15 protein-coding genes are annotated in these 15026 nt (G+C 64.7%); 7 read left to right on the top strand and 8 right to left on the bottom strand.

The genetic code is table 11. The annotated features are described in order from the left end of the window. Positions 1-7: 7 nt before the first annotated feature. The 5 genes from cheD to AC1DYX_RS04670 all read left to right on the top strand — a co-directional run bounded on the left by cheD (position 8) and on the right by AC1DYX_RS04670 (position 4154). Positions 8-607 (top strand): chemoreceptor glutamine deamidase CheD, encoded by a 600-nt coding sequence (cheD, locus tag AC1DYX_RS04690; protein ID WP_477256767.1) that lies wholly within the window; start codon positions 8-10, stop codon positions 605-607. A 17-nt stretch (positions 608-624) separates the two neighbouring features. Further along, complete coding sequence (locus tag AC1DYX_RS04685; RefSeq protein WP_477256765.1) at positions 625-1698, top strand: protein-glutamate methylesterase/protein-glutamine glutaminase; 1074 nt, start codon at positions 625-627, stop codon at positions 1696-1698. A 154-nt stretch (positions 1699-1852) separates the two neighbouring features. Continuing rightward, a complete protein-coding gene (gene cheY, locus AC1DYX_RS04680) occupies positions 1853-2248 on the top strand; it encodes a chemotaxis response regulator CheY (RefSeq protein ID WP_036230336.1) in 396 nt (131 codons plus the stop codon). Continuing rightward, on the top strand, positions 2248-2886 hold the full coding sequence (gene cheZ, locus AC1DYX_RS04675; RefSeq protein ID WP_477256763.1) for a protein phosphatase CheZ: 639 nt from the start codon (positions 2248-2250) through the stop codon (positions 2884-2886). The genes cheY and cheZ overlap by 1 nt, the downstream gene beginning before the upstream one ends. Positions 2887-2945: 59 nt before the next feature. Next, positions 2946-4154: an EAL and HDOD domain-containing protein gene (locus AC1DYX_RS04670; protein WP_477256760.1), complete on the top strand. Its 1209-nt coding sequence runs from the start codon at positions 2946-2948 to the stop codon at positions 4152-4154. 162 nt (positions 4155-4316) lie between these two features. Here AC1DYX_RS04670 and AC1DYX_RS04665 read toward each other — a convergent pair whose 3' ends face one another. The 6 genes from AC1DYX_RS04665 to metG all read right to left on the bottom strand — a co-directional run bounded on the left by AC1DYX_RS04665 (position 4317) and on the right by metG (position 10939). Beyond that, a complete protein-coding gene (locus tag AC1DYX_RS04665) occupies positions 4317-5072 on the bottom strand; it encodes a PilZ domain-containing protein (protein ID WP_477256758.1) in 756 nt (251 codons plus the stop codon). A gap of 106 nt (positions 5073-5178) precedes the next feature. Continuing rightward, positions 5179-6018: a pantoate--beta-alanine ligase gene (gene panC / locus AC1DYX_RS04660; protein WP_477256756.1), complete on the bottom strand. Its 840-nt coding sequence runs from the start codon at positions 6016-6018 to the stop codon at positions 5179-5181. Positions 6019-6038: 20 nt separating this feature from the next. Beyond that, positions 6039-6929, bottom strand: coding sequence for a segregation and condensation protein A (locus tag AC1DYX_RS04655; protein ID WP_477256812.1), 891 nt, complete (start codon positions 6927-6929; stop codon positions 6039-6041). A gap of 54 nt (positions 6930-6983) precedes the next feature. Beyond that, a complete protein-coding gene (locus AC1DYX_RS04650; RefSeq protein ID WP_477256754.1) occupies positions 6984-7181 on the bottom strand; it encodes a DUF3460 family protein in 198 nt (65 codons plus the stop codon). A 90-nt stretch (positions 7182-7271) separates the two neighbouring features. Further along, positions 7272-8588, bottom strand: coding sequence for an enoyl ACP reductase FabMG family protein (locus AC1DYX_RS04645; protein WP_477256752.1), 1317 nt, complete (start codon positions 8586-8588; stop codon positions 7272-7274). Between the two features lie 164 nt (positions 8589-8752). Continuing rightward, a complete protein-coding gene (metG, locus tag AC1DYX_RS04640) occupies positions 8753-10939 on the bottom strand; it encodes a methionine--tRNA ligase (protein ID WP_477256749.1) in 2187 nt (728 codons plus the stop codon). 155 nt (positions 10940-11094) lie between these two features. Between metG and apbC the strand changes: the two genes are divergently transcribed. Next, entirely contained in the window at positions 11095-12183 is a 1089-nt protein-coding gene (apbC, locus tag AC1DYX_RS04635) for an iron-sulfur cluster carrier protein ApbC (RefSeq protein ID WP_477256747.1), read from the top strand. A 57-nt stretch (positions 12184-12240) separates the two neighbouring features. Continuing rightward, positions 12241-13287, top strand: coding sequence for an RNA methyltransferase (locus tag AC1DYX_RS04630; RefSeq protein ID WP_477256745.1), 1047 nt, complete (start codon positions 12241-12243; stop codon positions 13285-13287). A gap of 44 nt (positions 13288-13331) precedes the next feature. Here AC1DYX_RS04630 and AC1DYX_RS04625 read toward each other — a convergent pair whose 3' ends face one another. Both AC1DYX_RS04625 and AC1DYX_RS04620 read right to left on the bottom strand, forming a co-directional pair. After that, complete coding sequence (locus tag AC1DYX_RS04625) at positions 13332-14030, bottom strand: 2'-5' RNA ligase family protein (protein ID WP_477256743.1); 699 nt, start codon at positions 14028-14030, stop codon at positions 13332-13334. Positions 14031-14058: 28 nt separating this feature from the next. Next, on the bottom strand, positions 14059-15026 hold a 968-nt coding region (locus AC1DYX_RS04620; RefSeq protein WP_477256741.1), incomplete at its 5' end, for a GGDEF domain-containing protein.

Genomic DNA, 15026 nt, shown 5'->3' with positions numbered 1-15026 from the left:
CCCGACCATGGATACGAACAGCCATTTCGCCACCAACGTCTATTACGACCGCACCTTCGACTGCGACGCGGCCAAGATCCTGCCCGGCGAGTACTATTACACGGCGAAGGACATGCTGATCGTGACGGTGCTCGGCTCGTGCGTGTCGGCCTGCATCCGCGACCGCACCCGGGGCCTGGGCGGCATGAACCACTTCATGCTGCCGGACGGCGGCGAACCCGGCAACCCGGTCTCGGCCTCGATGCGCTACGGCACGTATGCGATGGAAGTCCTGATCAACGACCTGCTGAAAACGGGTGCCCGGCGCGAGCACCTGGAAGCGAAGGTGTTCGGCGGCGGCGCCGTGCTGCGTGGGTTTTCCGCAATGAACGTGGGCGAGCGCAATGCGGCGTTCGTCATCAACTTCCTCAAGACGGAACGGATACCCGTGGTCGCCGAGGACCTGAACGACATCTACCCGCGCAAGGTGTATTTCTTCCCGCGCACGGGCAAGGTGCTCGTCAAGAAGCTGATGCAGACCCATAACGACACGCTGGCGAAGCGCGAGCTCGATTACGCCAGCCGCCTCAAGGTCACGCCCGTCTCCGGCGCCGTCGACCTGTTCTGACAAGAAAGGCAATCCCAATGACAAAGATCAAAGTGCTGATCGTGGACGATTCCGCCCTGATCCGCAGCGTGATGACCGAAATCGTCAATTCGCAACCCGACATGGAAGTCGTCGGCGTCGCACCCGATCCGCTCGTCGCGCGCGACCTGATCAAGCGCACCAATCCGGACGTGCTCACGCTGGACGTCGAGATGCCGAAGATGGACGGCCTCGACTTCCTCGAAAAACTCATGCGCCTGCGTCCGATGCCCGTGCTGATGGTGTCGTCGCTGACGGAGCGCGGCTCCGAGATCACGATGCGCGCGCTGGAACTGGGCGCGGTCGACTTCGTCACCAAGCCCAAGATCTCGATCCAGAGCGGTATGCGCGAATACACGGAACTGATTGCGGACAAGATCCGCGCCACGGCGCGCGCCCGCATCAAGCCGCGCACCCTGCACACGCCGGCTCCAGGGGCCACGGTCCCGCTGCCGCAGCTGAGGAGTCCGCTGACATCGTCGGAAAAGCTGATCATCATCGGCGCCTCGACGGGCGGCACGGAAGCCATCCGCGAATTCCTCATGCAGATGCCGTCCGACTGCCCGGGCATCCTGATCGCACAGCACATGCCGGAAGGTTTTACGAGTTCCTTTGCCCGCCGCCTCGATTCGCTGTGCAAGATCAGCGTCGTGGAATCGGCCGGCAACGAGCGCGTGCTGCCGGGCCACGCCTATATCGCCCCCGGCCACTCCCATTTGCTGTTAACTCGATCTGGCGCCAACTACATGACGAAGATCGAGCAGTCCGAACCCGTCAACCGCCACCGCCCGTCCGTCGACGTGCTGTTCCGCTCGGCTGCGCAGGCGGCCGGCAAGAACGCCGTCGGCGTGATCCTGACCGGCATGGGCAAGGATGGCGCGCAGGGCATGCTGGAGATGAAGAATGCGGGCGCATACAATTTCGCCCAGGACGAAGCGTCATGCGTTGTCTTTGGCATGCCGCGCGAAGCGATCGTCATCGGCGCCGCCCACGAAGTGGCCGCTTTGACGGCGCTGCCGGGTCTCGTGCTTGGCCATCTGGCAACGCACGGAGGCCGGGCGTTGCGCGTTTGATCCGGATACGTTGCAATCACCGCGGTTTTATCGCCGTAGAGCAACAAAAATGCTATGCTTTAGCTTGTATTCGTAGTGCCGAACCTACCAACATACTAGGGGTCCTGAAACAATTGGATCCCACCACTAGAGTTAAGAAACAACGGAGTAATTCATGGCTGACCCTAAGATGCGTTTCCTGGTTGTTGACGATTTCTCGACGATGCGACGCATCGTCAAGAATCTGCTGAAAGAACTGGGTTACGGCAATGTCGACGAGGCGGAGGACGGTGTCCAGGCACTGGCGAAACTGCGCAGCGAACAATTCGATTTCGTCGTGTCGGACTGGAACATGCCGAACATGGACGGCCTGACCATGCTGCAGAACATCCGCGCCGATCCCGCGCTGGCCAAGCTGCCGGTGCTGATGGTGACCGCCGAAGCCAAGAAGGAAAACATCATCGCGGCGGCGCAAGCCGGCGCCAACGGCTACGTCGTGAAGCCGTTCACCGCGGCCACGCTGGACGAAAAGCTGAACAAGATTTTCGAAAAGATGGAAAAGGCTGCGTAATGACCGAGCACATCGCCGACTCGACTTCGCCTGACGAGGTCTTGAGCCGGATCGGGCACATGACGCGCGCGCTGCACGAAAGCCTGCGCGGCCTGGGCCTGGACAAGCTGATCGAGAAGGCGGCCAGCGATATTCCCGATGCGCGCGACCGCCTCGACTACGTGGTGCGGCTGTCCGAACAATCGGCCAAGCGCGTGCTCGACGCCACCGATGCAGCCAATCCGCTGCAGGACGGTATCGACGAGCGTGCCGCTGAGCTGAGCCGTTCCTGGCAGGCCCTGCTGGCCGATTCCGGCGATGGCGCGGACGCCGCCTGGCGCGAACTCGCGGAGCGCACCGTGGCCAGCCTGGCCGAATCGAGCAATGCCGCCAATGCGACGAAGACGCATTTGATGGACATCATGATGGCCCAGGACTTCCAGGACCTGACCGGCCAGGTGATCTCGCGCATCACGGGCATTGCCCAGAACCTGGAAAAGCAACTGGTGCAGGTGCTCGTCGATTTCGCGCCTAGCGAGATCAAGCGTGAGCTCGACAATGGCTTGCTGAACGGTCCGCAGATCAACCCGGAAGGCAATACCGACGTCGTGGCCGACCAGGGGCAGGTCGACGACCTGCTGGACAGCCTCGGTTTCTGATCCCGTCGCGGCGGCGCTTGCCGCCGCTTCATCGTTTCACCCGGCGATCGTTACAAGACATGCACCAGACCAACTTCATCGTCCGCGAGCCGTTGCTCGACCCCAAGCAGCGTGTGATTGGCTACGAGCTCTGCTGGCAACATCGGGACGGCCAGGAAGTCACCGGCGCCGACCTCGAAACCCTCATCGCCTTCGTCGCCGAACACGTGGTCGACGAGGAGCAGGGGTGGCTGCTGCGCGACAAGATCCTGTTCCTCGATGCCGTTCCCGCGATGCTGTCGCTGGACGCCTTGCACGCGCTGCCGCCGGAGCGCACCGTGTTGTCGCTGCGCGTGCGCGACCTTGCCAATCCCGATACCCGCGCCGCCGTGCAGGCCCTGCGCGCGGGCGGCGTCGGCATCTCGATCCGCGGCGCCGACCTCAATCTGCTGGGCCGCAACCTGTCGCCCTTCACATCGCATGCCGAAGTGCGCTTCACGGGCGCCGACGTGGCGGCGCAGGCGCGTACCTACGCGGCGGCGAAGCAGTCGGCGCTGCGCCTCGTCGGCCGCCCCGTGGCGACATGGCAGGATTTCGACGCCTGCGCCGCATTGGGCCTGGATGCCTTCGTCGGCAAGCTGCACCTGACGCCGCGCCCGGGCAGCCCCGTCAAGGGCATGAACCCGGCCCAGACCATCATCCTGCAATTGATGCAGATGGTGCAGAACAACGAGGACGTACCCAAGATCGAGGCCGTGCTCAAGCGCGATCCGGCACTGATCTACAAACTCCTGCGCTTCATCAATTCCGCCGGCTTCGGCTCGGGCCGCGAAGTCCAGTCGCTGCGCCAGGCCATCGCCATGCTCGGCTATGCGCCGCTGTACCGCTGGCTCGTGCTGCTGCTCGCGACGGCCAGTACGAGCGGTTACTCGCCCGTGCTGATGGAAACGGCCGTCGTGCGCGCACGCCTGTGCGAGCTGCTCGGCCAGCTGTGCCTGCCGCGCGGCGAGGGCGAGCACCTGTTCGTCGCCGGCATGTTCTCGCTGCTGGATCGCCTGCTGGGCCTGCCCATGACGGAAGTGCTCGACACGATCCAGTTGCCGGACCAGGTCGTGCGCGCGCTGGTCGGGCGCGAAGGCACCTACGGGCCCTACCTGGCGCTGGCGGAGGCATGCGAGCTGAATTCAAACCTCGTGGCGTCGCTGGCGGCGTCGCTCGGCATCAGTCCGCTGGATGTCAACAAGGCCCATTTGTCGGCCCTGGCGTGGGCGCAGAACGTGGCCGCCTGATTCCGGTCGAATAAAGGACGTAGTTTTCGTAGGTTGGGCATTTGGGGCCGGGGGCCCCAAATGAAACGTACCCACGCGTAACGCGTGCGGTCTGCAAACGTTCGCGCGGGCACAGGGTGCCCGCCCTACGAATACGTAATCACATTTCACGTGAGGTGCAGATCAACGGCGCTTCTGCGTCGTGTTCACGGCCCGGTCCAGCGTCTGGCGCATCTGCATGGTGATGTTCGAGATGCGGCAACCGACCTGTACCTGCAGACCGAGCAGGAAGGTGCGGAAGGGCCGGAGCAGGCGGACTTCGAGGTCGGCCGTGACGACGAGCGACGAGCCCAGTTCCAGCTGCACGCCGTCCAGCTTCTTGCCGACGTAGAGCTCGAGCGCCTGTTCCGGCGTCGCGCGCAGGCCGACGCCGCCGCGCGAGAAATCGTACAGCGGCAGCTCGAATACCTTGCCCATCATCGTGAAGCGGGCGCCGTAGTTCATGCCCAATGGCGAGTCGAGGCGTTGTTCGGCGCGCCGGTTCAGCACGAGGCAGGAGGTGGGCAGCGGGAACTGCAGGAGATCCGGCCGGCCGGGCACGGCGGCCGGGCCGGCCTCGAGTTCGAACTGGATCTTGGCATTGCCGCCGAGGGAGGCGACGAACACGGTTTTGCGTTCCGACAGCAACACATGCTCGACCGGGTCCAGCGTGAAGAACGGACTCTCCGGGGCGACGCTGTCGATACGCGCCATCACGACATCCTGGCCGTACGGGTACACCGTGACGGCCTCGCCGGTGAGGGCGAGCGTCGTCAATGCATCGACGATATTGAACGGATCGTGCATTTCGTGGGCGACCGTGTTCAAGGTGATACGGTCGACGGCGTCCGCCGGTTTGGGCGGACCCTTGCGCATGAGCGGCATGGTGAAGTCGGTCACGGGCACTCCTTCTTTTTACGTGGCTTGGGTAATAAACCCATCACGGAGTCTAGCAAGAAGCGTTTCCAATTCCTACAGCACATTTGCAACAGTGGAATATTTAGAGTCAGATTTCCAGATTATCGATCAGGCGCGTCGTCCCCAGTTTGGCCGCGGCCAGGACGACGAGCGGGGCGCCCGCTTCGTATTCCTCTCGGCTCGGCGCCTGCAGGTTCATGCGCTTGCGGATCGACACGTAATCCGGCTGCCAGCCGCGGCCGTCCAGGCGCTCCATCGCATCGCGTTCGAGCGCGGCCAGGTCGGCGTGGCCGGTGCGGGTCTGCTCGGCCACGTACTGCAGGGTCTGGTACAGGAACGGTGCTTCGGCCCGTTCCGCCGTGCTCAGGTAGCCGTTGCGCGACGACAGCGCCAGGCCGTCCTCGGCGCGGAATGTTTCGGCGCCGATGATTTCCGTCGGCAGTGCGAACTGGCGCGCCATGTTGCGGACGATCATCAGCTGCTGGTAATCCTTCTTGCCGAACACGGCCACGCGCGGCTGCACGCACGAAAACAGTTTCGTTACGACCGTGCACACGCCGTTGAAGAAGCCGGGACGGAACTCGCCTTCGAGGATATTGCCCAGGTCGTCAGGCGGTTGCACGCGGTATTCCTGCGGTTCCGGATACAGGTCTTTCTCGGTCGGCGCGAACAACACATAGACGCCTTCCTTCTCCAGCTTGGCGACGTCCGCCTCGAACGTGCGCGGGTATTTGTCGAAGTCCTCGTTCGGACCGAACTGCAGGCGGTTGACGAAGATCGAGGCGACGACCGGGTCGCCATGACGGCGCGCCAGGCGCATCAGCGACAAATGGCCCTCGTGCAGGTTGCCCATCGTCGGCACGAAGGCGGTGCGCAGTTGTCCGCGCAGCTGGTCGCGCAGTTCGTCAATGGTGGAGATGATTTTCATGGTGTCGGATTCATAATGGGTCACGCCGGGGAATAGGCGAGCCGCACATAGATGGGGGCGAAAGGTTCGGCCTGGGTTATTTCGATTAATGTTTCTTTTGCCAGTTCGAGCATGGCGATGAAATGCACGACGACGACGGGCACGCTGGCCTGGCCACCGAACAGTTCCGAGAATTCGACGAAGCGCGCCGACTGCAGGGTACGCAGGATGGCCGACATGTGTTCGCGCACCGACAATTCCTCGCGGCCGATGTGGTGATGCTGGGTCAGCTTCGCGCGGCGCAACACGTCCATCCAGGCCCGCTGCAGGTCGTGCGGATCCACGTGCGGCCACACCGGTCCCTGCGCCTGCTCGATATGCAGTTGCGGGCGCACGAAGTCGCGGTCCAGCTGGGGCAGGGCGCCCAGTTGCTGGGCCGCGAGCTTGATCTGTTCGTAGTCCAGCAGGCGCCGCACCAGTTCCGCGCGCGGATCCTCCGCTTCCTCGACGAGCGTGTCGACGCGCTTGGGCAGCAGCATGCGCGACTTGATTTCGATGAGCATGGCCGCCATCAGCAGGTATTCCGCCGCCAGTTCCAGGTTGCTCTTGCGGATCTGTTCGACGTATTCCAGGTATTGCAGCGTCACCTGGGCCATCGGGATGTCGAGGATGTTGAAATTCTGCTTGCGGATCAGGTACAGCAGCAGGTCGAGCGGTCCCTCGAATGCGTCCAGGAAGATCTCGAGCGCATCGGGCGGGATGTACAGGTCGGTCGGCAGGTGCAGCAGCGGCTCGCCGTACAGGCGCGCGATGGCGCTGTCGGCGTGCGCTGTGGCTTCGGCTGCGGGGTCAAGACCCGCCCCGTCAGTGGCGGGGGCCGTGGTGCCGTCGCCCGTCTCGGGTTCGGCGCCCCCCCCGGGCGTCGCCTGCACGGGCGCCATCGTCGTCGGCCTCGGAAAGAAGGGTTGGGCTCAGACCGGGTCGCGTCAGACCTTGGTCTGGTACGGGTAGGCCTGCTGGCGCAGACGCGATTCGGCGACGCGGCGCTGCTCATCCAGCGACAGGGGCGCCTTGTCCCACAGCAGGGCACGGCCGGCTTGCTGGCGCTCTTCCATGCCCGGGGTCTTCGCCTTCAGTTCCTTGATGAATTTGGTGTGCTCGGATTCGTATTGGATGTGTTTCATGGCTCTTATCAGGCAAGTCAACAGACGGCGGCCTCGTTTATCGAAGACCGCCGCATCATAAAAACAGGGAATGATACTGCGTGTCAGCGCTTATTGGTGCAGTGCATTCAGCTGGCGCGCGATGATGTCGTGGTTGAGCCACAGCACCGGTGCGATCTTCTCGGCCGCGCCGTTGAACATCAGCGGGCCGGCACCTTCCAGCACGAGCGCCGACAGGTGGTCCGTGACCAGCGCCTTCTTGTCCGTGTGCAGCGACGTGATCTCCTCGGACGTGCCGATCATCAGCTCGGCCAGTTCCGGCGTGTTGTCCATCGGCCAGGCTGCGAAATTGCGGAACGAGGCGCTGGTGGCCGTCTGCAGATAGGTTTCCAGCTTGTCCAGGATCGATTGCAGCGACACGCCTTCGCCCAGCAGCTTCTGGCAGATGTCCCACTGTTCCTGCGCCCACGCGCCGCCGCCTTCTTTCTTCAGGGCGATAAGGAGCGGGAACAGCGACAATTCCACGCCGACGAAGATGTCGGAGGAGTTCGTGCGGATTTCCGGGCAGTTGAACACGGTGGCGGCGACGCCCTGGGCCCATGCGGCCTCGGCGATCGACTCCAGGCGCATCTTTGCATAACCCTGCGTGTAGTTGGTGTAGGTCTGCCAGACGTATTCTTCGCCGATCAGGACCTCGGTGCCGTGGTAGCCATACGCGGTATAGCGCACCTGGCCGCCTTTCGCTTCCAGGCGCGCGCGGATCGCGGCCGAGGCGTCGATCAGGTGCTTCAGCGTGTTCGCCGTGACTTCGTCGAAGTTCATCAGGATCAGCTTGCCCAGGTCGCTGTCGAGCAGGGCGCGCGAGGACATGAAGCGGTCGCCGCGGCCTTTGTAGATGCGGTTGGCGATGGCGAGGAACGCCTTGATCTTCGGGATGCCGCCGGCCATCGTGTGTGCGAAGAACACGTTGGCGCCGTCCGGGATCAGCTTGTCGATCTCGGTCATGACGGTGCGGGTGGACTCGGCGAAGCGCTGCACGCCGGCGGCGCGGCAGGCTTCGATCTTGGTCCAGTCCAGCTTGTCTTCCTGCCAGCTCTTGAGGGTAATACCGGACAGCATCTCGGTCGGATTCTGCTCGCCCGGGGGGGCGTCCATGTCGAAGCCGGCCATCAGCGGCACGTTGACGATACGGCCGCCCAGCTTCGCTTCCGCTTCCGCATGTTCTTCCGGCGTCAGCGCGCGCAGGGTGCCGTCGTCGTTGCGGCGGCCGACGGTGATGCCGAGGATCGTCATGCCGGCGGCGCGCGCCTGGTCGATCAGGCCGTTCACATAGCCGCGGCCGAACAGTTCGCCGAACAGGACGAAGACGTCGCCTTGGCGGAACAGGTTCGCTTGCGGGATGTGCCTCAGGGCTTTGTATTCGGTCATATTAGTCGCTACTACTCTAAAAAGTTAAATTCATGGGGTCAGAGCACGAATTTCCCGCCTGTGCTCTGACCCCATCTGATTTCTTCGTGGGGCAGAGCCCAGCATTATACCGCCACCAGTCTGTGGAAATTGATATCAACCCGGCAACAACAATGCGCGTTGCCTTAGCGAATCCGCATGCCCGGCTGGGCGCCGCTCACCGGCTCCAGCAGGTACAGGCCCGGATTCGCCTTCTCGTCCCTGGCGGAGGCACACAGCACCATGCCTTCCGACACGCCGAACTTCATCTTGCGCGGTGCCAGGTTGGCCACGAGCACCGTCAGCTTGCCGATCAACTGCTCTGGCTGGTATGCCGATTTGATACCCGAGAACACATTACGATACCGGCCTTCGCCCACGTCGAGCGTGAGGCGCAGCAGCTTGCCCGCACCTTCGACGTGCTCACAATTGACGATCTTCGCCACGCGCAGGTCGATTTTCATGAAGTCGTCGATCGAGATCTCCGGCGCCAGTTCCTCGATGTCGGAGGTTGCGGCGGTCGTCACCGCGGCGGTCGTCACCGCGGCGGCGGTAGGTGCGGTCGCGGTGTCGGCAGCGGGTGTTGCAGGCGCAGCGGCGAGGGCAGCGGCCGGCGCCGGCTTGTCGAACAGGTCCTCGACCATCCTGGCATCCACGCGCTGCATCAGGTGGCTGTAAGTACCGATGGTGCGGCCCAGCAGCGGGGCGTACACGCGCTCGCCCTGGGTGTCGGCCCAGGACCAGGCTTCGTCGCCGAGGAATTCGCGCACGCGCGCGGCCACGTGCGGCAGCACCGGCGACAGCATGATCGTCAGCTGGCGGAACAGGATCAGCGCCGTCGTGCACACGTCGTGCAACTCGGCCGTCTTCGTCTCGTCCTTGGCCAGGATCCACGGCTTGTTCTCGTCGACGTAGCGGTTGGCGACGTCCGCGACTTCCATGATTTCGCGCAGGGCCTTGCCGAATTCGCGCGATTCGAAGTTGGCGGCGATGTTCGCCTGGCGCTCGCCGAGGTTGCCATTAACTTCGCCGTTCAGGGCACGCGCGATCCAGCCCTGCGCGTCGGCCGACAGCGAAGAGGCCAGCTTGCCGTCGAAGCGCTTGGCGATGAAGCCGGCGCAGCGGCTGGCGATGTTCACGTATTTACCGATCAGGTCGCTGTTCACGCGGGCGACGAAGTCTTCGCCCGTGAAGTCCAGGTCTTCGACGCGCGCATTCAGCTTGAACGCGAGGTAGTAGCGCAGCCATTCCGGGTTCATGCCCAGCTGCAGGTAACGCAGCGGCGAGATACCCGTGCCGCGCGACTTCGACATCTTTTCATTGTTCACGGTCAGGTGGCCGTGGACATTGACCTTCAGCTTGTCGATGACCGGGTGGCCCGAGAAATTCAGCATCGCCGGCCAGAACAGCAGGTGGAAGGAGACGATGTCCTTGCCGATGAAGTGCACCTGCTCGGCGGACGGATCGTTCAGGAAGGCTTCGTAATCGATGCCTTTCTTTTCGAAGTAATTCTTCAGGCTCGCCAGGTAGCCGACCGGCGCGTCCAGCCACACGTAGAAGAACTTGCCCGGCGCATCCGGGATCGGGATGCCGAAATAGGGCGCGTCGCGCGAGATGTCCCAGTCGGCCAGCTTCTCGCCGTTTTCGCCGAGCCATTCGGACACCTTGTTGACCATCTCCGGCTGCAGGCGGCCCGGGGTGTTCAGCCATTCCTTCAGGAATTGGAAGCAGCGCGGGTCGGACAGCTTGAAGAAGTACTGCTCGGACGGCTTCAGGATCGGCGTCGAGCCGGTGAAGACGGAGTACGGATTGATCAGTTCGGTGGGCTGGTAGGCCGCGCCGCATACTTCGCAGTTGTCGCCGTACTGGTCCTTTGCGTGGCAGACGGGGCACTCGCCCTTGATGTTACGGTCGGCCAGGAACATGCCTTTCGCCGTGTCGTAGAAGCGGTCGACGGTCTTCGTATAGATCAGGCCGTTGTCGCGCAGGCGGCGGTAGATGCCCTGCGACAGGTCGACGTTTTCCGGCGAGTCGGTCGAATACCAGTTGTCGAAGGCGATGTGGAAGCCGTCCAGGTATTGCGCGCGGCCGGCCGCGATCTTCGCCACGAATTCCTGCGGCGTCACGCCTTCCTTCTCGGCGGCGATCATGATCGGCGTGCCGTGCGTGTCGTCGGCGCCGACGAAGTGCACGACGCGCTGTTCACCGGCGTCGCGCTGCATTCGCTGGAAGCGGACCCAGATGTCGGCCTGGATGTATTCCATCATGTGGCCGATGTGGAAGGCAGCGTTGGCGTAGGGCAGGGCGGTGGTGACGAACAGCTTGCGTGTCATGGTCGATGGTTGCGTGGGATATGAAAAAAGGCATTTTACCAGCGGTTCACCCCGGCGCGCAGCGGGTCGAGGTTGCGTAGACTCGCGTTTGCCGGTCAGACAACAGCGAAGGCCCGGTTTTGCGCTAAACTTGCGCATCACATCCGGAGAACCCAATGAGCATCACGCTTGAAGACGTCAAGTCGGCACTGACCGCGGTCGTCGATCCCAATACCCATAAAGACTTCGTAACCTCCAAGGCAGTCAAGAATATCCAGGTCGACGGCGGCAATGTCGCGCTCGACATCGAACTCGGCTATCCGGCGAAGAGCCAGGTCGCCGGCATCCGCGCGGCCGTCGTCGACGCACTGCGCAAGCTGCMCGGCGTGGACAACGTCAGCGTCAACGTCACGAGCAAGATCCTGTCGCACGCCGTGCAGCGCGGCCTGAAGGTGATGCCGAACGTGAAGAACATCATCGCCGTCGCGTCGGGCAAGGGTGGCGTCGGCAAGWCGACGACGGCCGTCAACCTCGCGCTGGCGCTGGCCGCCGAGGGCGCCACGGTCGGGCTGCTGGACGCCGACATCTACGGCCCGTCGCAACCGATGATGCTGGGCGTTTCCGGCCGTCCGCAAAGCCTGGACGGCAAGACGATGGAGCCGCTGGAGAACCACGGCGTGCAGGTGTCGTCGATCGGCTTCATGATCGACCCGGACGAGCCGATGGTGTGGCGCGGCCCGATGGTCACGCAAGCCCTGCAGCAGCTGCTGGAGCAGACGAACTGGAAGAACGTCGACTACCTCGTCGTCGACATGCCGCCGGGCACCGGCGACATCCAGCTCACGCTGGCGCAGAAAGTCCCGGTCACGGGCGCCGTGATCGTCACCACGCCGCAGGACATCGCCCTGCTGGACGCGCGCAAGGGCCTCAAGATGTTCGAGAAGGTCGGCATCCCGATCGTCGGCGTCGTGGAAAACATGAGCACCCATATCTGCTCCAACTGCGGCCACGTCGAGGCGATCTTTGGTGAAGGCGGCGGCGAGAAGATGTGCGCCGACTTCCACGTCGAATTCCTCGGCAAGCTGCCGCTGCAGCTGTCGATCCGCGAGCAGACCGATTCCGGCACCCCGACCGTCGTGGCCGAGCCGGATGGTCCCGTCGCCGCGATCTACAAGGACATCGCGCGCAAGGTGGCCGTCAAGGTGGCGGAGCAGGCCAAGGACATGAGCGCCAGGTTCCCGACGATCGTCGTCAAGAACGACTGATATGTTGTCTAGTCAGACGGGGTCAGGGCCCCTGAAAAGAACTCGGGCTCTGACCCCATGAGGATCGAAACTATTCGTAGCCGGCTGCGCGACCTGGGTGCCCAGCCGCTGCACGTGGACCGCGTCCTGCGCGACTGGGTGCGCGTGATGGACCACGACCGCGGCCGCCGCCGTCCCGACGACTTCCTGCCCAAGCCCGTGCGCGCAGCCCTGCCGCAGCTGGACGCGGAACTGGATGCGCTGGCGCGCGTGCTGAGCACACACCCGGCCGAAGACGGTTCGGCGCGCCTGCTCGTCGGGCTCGCCGACGGCCAGACCGTGGAATCCGTGCTGCTGCCGCGCGACGGCGTGTGCGTGTCGAGCCAGGTCGGCTGTGCGGTCGGGTGCCAGTTCTGCATGACGGGGCAAAGCGGTCTGATCCGGCAGGTGACGAGTGGCGAGATCGTTGCCCAGGTCGTGCTGGCGCGGCGCCAGCGGCCCGTGAAGAAAGTCGTGTTCATGGGCATGGGCGAGCCGGCGCACAACCTGGACAATGTGCTGGAAGCCATCGACCTGCTGGGCATCGAGGGCAATATCGCGCACAAGAACCTCGTGTTCTCGACGGTGGGCGACCCGCGCGTGTTCGAGCGTCTGCCCGTTGGGCGGGTCAAACCGGCGCTGGCGCTGTCGCTGCATACGACGAAGACGGACCTGCGCGCACGCCTGCTGCCGCGCGCACCGCGATTGACTGCCGCCGAACTGGTGGAAGAGGGCGAGCGCTATGCGCGCCTGACCGGCTATCCGATCCAGTACCAGTGGACTCTGCTGGACGGGGTCAACGACGGGCCGGATGAGCTGGATGCCGTCGTGGCCCTGTTGCGCGGCAAGTATGCCGTGCTGAACATGATCCCCTATAACACGAACCCGGGTCTACCCTTTAGCCGGCCCGGTTGGGACAAGGCGCGGGCGATCGCCGCCTGGCTGTTCGAGCGGGGTGTGCTGACCAAGCTGCGCGATTCGGCCGGGCAGGATGTCGATGGCGGCTGCGGGCAGTTGCGGGCGCGGACGATCACCGTCCAGCCGCGTAGGGTGGGCACCCCTGTGCCCACGCGTACGCCAACGTAATGCAAACGTCACGCGTGGGCACGGGGCGCCCACCCTACGTCAATTTATACGTTTCGATTGATTCGATCGCCGCACTCGACATGAACCAGTCGTTCACGACCAGCTGCAGCGAGTCCACGCGCAACGTCCCCAGCGGTTCGTTGCGCATCTGCGCCAGCACGGCCGCGAGCCGCGCCGGATCGGCAGGCGGCGCCACGAAGCGCAGCAAGGTCGCGCGCCGTCACGAGGCGGTAGCGCTGGTCCAGCATTCCATCGAGCCCGCGTGCGCGCAACGCCTCGCGCAGGCGCGTGCGCAGCGTCTCCAGCGTGGCGTCGCGCGGAAAGCCCGTGGCCAGCACGGCGCCGCGCGAGATCGTGATGCCGTCGAAGGCGATATCGAATGCGGGCAGACCCTCGAGCGCGGCGCGCACGGCCGCCGCGTATTCCGCGCGCCGTGCGAGGTGCGGCGCGTAGTCCGCGCTCACCGTGAACAGCGACAGCACCGTCATGTGCAGGTCGGCGCGTGGCTGGCGGTACAGTCGCGGGTCTGCCTGGATCAACCGGTCCTGCACGCGGGCGCAGCGCGCCGCCAGCGCGGCATCGGGGCGGGCGATCAGGGTCATGCCGCGGCGCGGATCGAGGCCGCCGGCAAGGTGCGGGTCGCATTCGACGTCGCCGCGGGAGACGGCCGGCCAGGCGCGGTCCCACATGGCGTCATAGTGGTGGCGCAGGTCGGTTGGTGGGGGAATCGTCGGGTCGCTCATCGAGGCCATTATCGCCCGGACCGCCCGGCTATGCCACCCGCGCGACGCACGGGCCCAGCGCGCGGGCGCGGACCTGGTTGCGGCCGCCGCGCTTGGCCTCGTACATCAGTTCGTCCGCGACGGCGATCATTCGCTGCGGCGTGACGTCGTGGCCGGCACCGAAGTCGGCGCCGACGACGCCGAGGCTGGCCGTCGTGGCCAGCACGGCGTCGTTGCACTCGACACGCAGCGCGGCGAACCTGCTGCGGACGCGCTCGGCCAGTTCGACGGCGCCGTCCAGACGCGTCTCCGGCAGGATGATCAGGAATTCCTCGCCGCCATAGCGCACCACGGTGTCGACCGCCTCGCGCGTCAGCGCCTGCAGCAGGGCCGCGAAACGGCGCAGCAACTCGTCGCCCGCGTGGTGGCCGTGCGTGTCGTTGATGGCCTTGAAGCCGTCCAGGTCGCACATGATCAGCGACAGGCTCAGCCGGTAGCGGCGGGCGCGGGCGATCTCGCCGTCGAGCAGGGCCGCGTTCAGGTGGCGCCGGTTGAAGCATCCGGTCAGCGGGTCGCGCACGGACAGGTTCGTCAGCACCTGCTGCGTGTGGTACTGCTCGCGCCACAGGCGTGCGTGGCGGTTCGCGGCGACGGCGCCAAAGGCGTTGGCGAACAGGATCAGCATCGTCATCGACACGAGGCGGCGCGTCGGTTCGAGATGCTCGTACCAGGCCAGCGCAATGAACGCGAGGCTGGAACCGAGCGCGATGGCGAAGGCGCTGCACAGGCGGTTCGGGATGAAGATCAGGATCGCGACCGCCATCAGACCCACGGAGGTGCCGTGCAACAGGATGTCGGCGGGGCGGTGCCAGACGATGACCATGTATGTGAGCATGCCCAGCAGCGTGTACGCGCTTGCCACCCGGTAGGCCGCGTCGACGGGGGCCRTCGCCCGGCGCGCGTAACGCAGGCCGGCCAACGCCAGCACCGGCACCGAGAACCTGGCCAGCAGCGGCG

The organism is Massilia sp. P2_C2 (genome assembly GCF_056404615.1).
The sequence above is the reverse complement of the archived record's forward strand: the minus strand, read 5'-3'. Positions and strand labels throughout refer to the sequence as shown.

Coding starts and splice junctions, on each gene's coding strand:
- AC1DYX_RS04670 (WP_477256760.1), top strand. CDS start 2,946: ATGCACCAGACCAACTTCATCGTCCGCGAGCCGTTGCTCGACCCCAAG.
- metG (WP_477256749.1), bottom strand. CDS start 10,939: ATGACACGCAAGCTGTTCGTCACCACCGCCCTGCCCTACGCCAACGCT.
- AC1DYX_RS04625 (WP_477256743.1), bottom strand. CDS start 14,030: ATGAGCGACCCGACGATTCCCCCACCAACCGACCTGCGCCACCACTAT.
- cheY (WP_036230336.1), top strand. CDS start 1,853: ATGGCTGACCCTAAGATGCGTTTCCTGGTTGTTGACGATTTCTCGACG.
- AC1DYX_RS04630 (WP_477256745.1), top strand. CDS start 12,241: ATGAGGATCGAAACTATTCGTAGCCGGCTGCGCGACCTGGGTGCCCAG.
- cheZ (WP_477256763.1), top strand. CDS start 2,248: ATGACCGAGCACATCGCCGACTCGACTTCGCCTGACGAGGTCTTGAGC.
- AC1DYX_RS04645 (WP_477256752.1), bottom strand. CDS start 8,588: ATGACCGAATACAAAGCCCTGAGGCACATCCCGCAAGCGAACCTGTTC.
- AC1DYX_RS04685 (WP_477256765.1), top strand. CDS start 625: ATGACAAAGATCAAAGTGCTGATCGTGGACGATTCCGCCCTGATCCGC.
- cheD (WP_477256767.1), top strand. CDS start 8: ATGGATACGAACAGCCATTTCGCCACCAACGTCTATTACGACCGCACC.
- AC1DYX_RS04650 (WP_477256754.1), bottom strand. CDS start 7,181: ATGAAACACATCCAATACGAATCCGAGCACACCAAATTCATCAAGGAA.
- panC (WP_477256756.1), bottom strand. CDS start 6,018: ATGAAAATCATCTCCACCATTGACGAACTGCGCGACCAGCTGCGCGGA.